At 48.5% G+C, this 1591-nt stretch carries 1 rRNA gene; it reads right to left on the bottom strand.

Annotation, left to right across the window (positions count from 1 at the left end):
• A 23S ribosomal RNA gene (locus CLCOS_RS20280) occupies positions 1-1591 on the bottom strand; the annotation flags it as partial.

Raw genomic sequence — 1591 nt, 5'->3', positions numbered from 1 at the left:
GCTCCATAGAGACTTTTCTCGGCAGCGTGAAATCAGGTACTTCCCCTTGCGGGTTCCCCATAACACCTCATCATTGATATACCGGATTTTCCTGGTATACCTGACTCGATGCTTAGACATACATCCATTTGTATGCACACCTTATCCTCCTGCGTCATCCCTTTTGTCAAACGCTTTTATGCGGTATCGGAATTTCAACCGATTGTCCATCACCTACGCCTTTCGGCCTCGGCTTAGGTCCCGACTTACCCTGGGCGGACGAACCTTCCCCAGGAAACCTTAGGTTTTCGACCAATAAGATTCTCACTTATTTCTCGCTACTTATGCCAGCATTCTCTCTCCTGTACAATCCACCGTTCCTTCCGGTACGACTTCTACTCATACAGGATGCTCCTCTACCACTCTTTCGAGTCCACAGCTTCGGTGGTAAGTTTTAGCCCCGGACATTTTCGGCGCATGATCTCTTGACTAGTGAGCTATTACGCACTCTTTAAATGAGTGGCTGCTTCTGAGCCAACATCCTAGTTGTCTTAGAAATCACACATCCTTTCCCACTTAACTTACACTTTGGGACCTTAGCTGGTGGTCTGGGCTGTTTCCCTTTTGACCACGGATCTTATCATTCGCAGTCTGACTGCCGGAATTCAAGTATATGGCATTCGGAGTTTGATAAGGTTCAGTAACTGTTGTCAGCCCCTACCCCATTCAGTGCTCTACCTCCATTACTCATTTCCGACGCTAGCCCTAAAGCTATTTCGAGGAGAACCAGCTATCTCCGAGTTCGATTGGAATTTCTCCGCTATCCACAGCTCATCCCATGGTTTTTCAACACCAACGTGGTTCGGTCCTCCACGGAATTTTACTTCCGCTTCAACCTGGCCATGGATAGGTCACTCGGTTTCGGGTCTACAACATACAACTTGGCGCCCTTTTCAGACTCGGTTTCCCTCCGGCTCCGTACCTTAAGTACTTAACCTTGCTGCATATCGTAACTCGCTGGCTCGTTCTACAAAAAGCACGCCGTCGTACTTTACGTACTTCGACTGTTTGTGGACACACGGTTTCAGGTTCTATTTCACTCCCCTCCCGGGGTTCTTTTCACCTTTCCCTCACGGTACTCCTTCTCTATCGGTCACCAGGTAGTATTTAGCCTTGGGAGGTGGTCCTCCCTGTTTCCCACAAGGTTTCTCGTGTCTCGTGGTACTCTGGATTAGATCTGACTGCTCTTTGTTTTCATTTACAGGGCTTTTACCTTCTACGGCGGAGCCTTCCAGCTCTCTTCAATTAACACTTCACAGTTTTTATGATCTATCCGCAACCCCAGGAACAAGTTCCTGGTTTGGGCTCTTTCCCTTTCGCTCGCCGCTACTTAGGAAATCGATGTTTCTTTCTCTTCCTCCGGGTACTTAGATGTTTCAGTTCCCCGGGTTTGCCTCTACAAACCTATGTATTCAGTTTGCAGTACCTAGCGTTATCTAGGTGGGTTTCCCCATTCGGATATCTCTGGTTCTCTGGCTATTTGCGCCTACCCAGAGCTTTTCGCAGCTTATCGCGTCCTTCTTAGGCTCCTGGTGCCAAGGCATCCTCCATG

It is taken from the genome of Clostridium coskatii (genome assembly GCF_001675205.1).
Classification (GTDB): Bacteria; Bacillota; Clostridia; order Clostridiales; family Clostridiaceae; genus Clostridium_B; species Clostridium_B ljungdahlii.
This window is presented reverse-complemented; position numbering and strand designations above follow the sequence as displayed.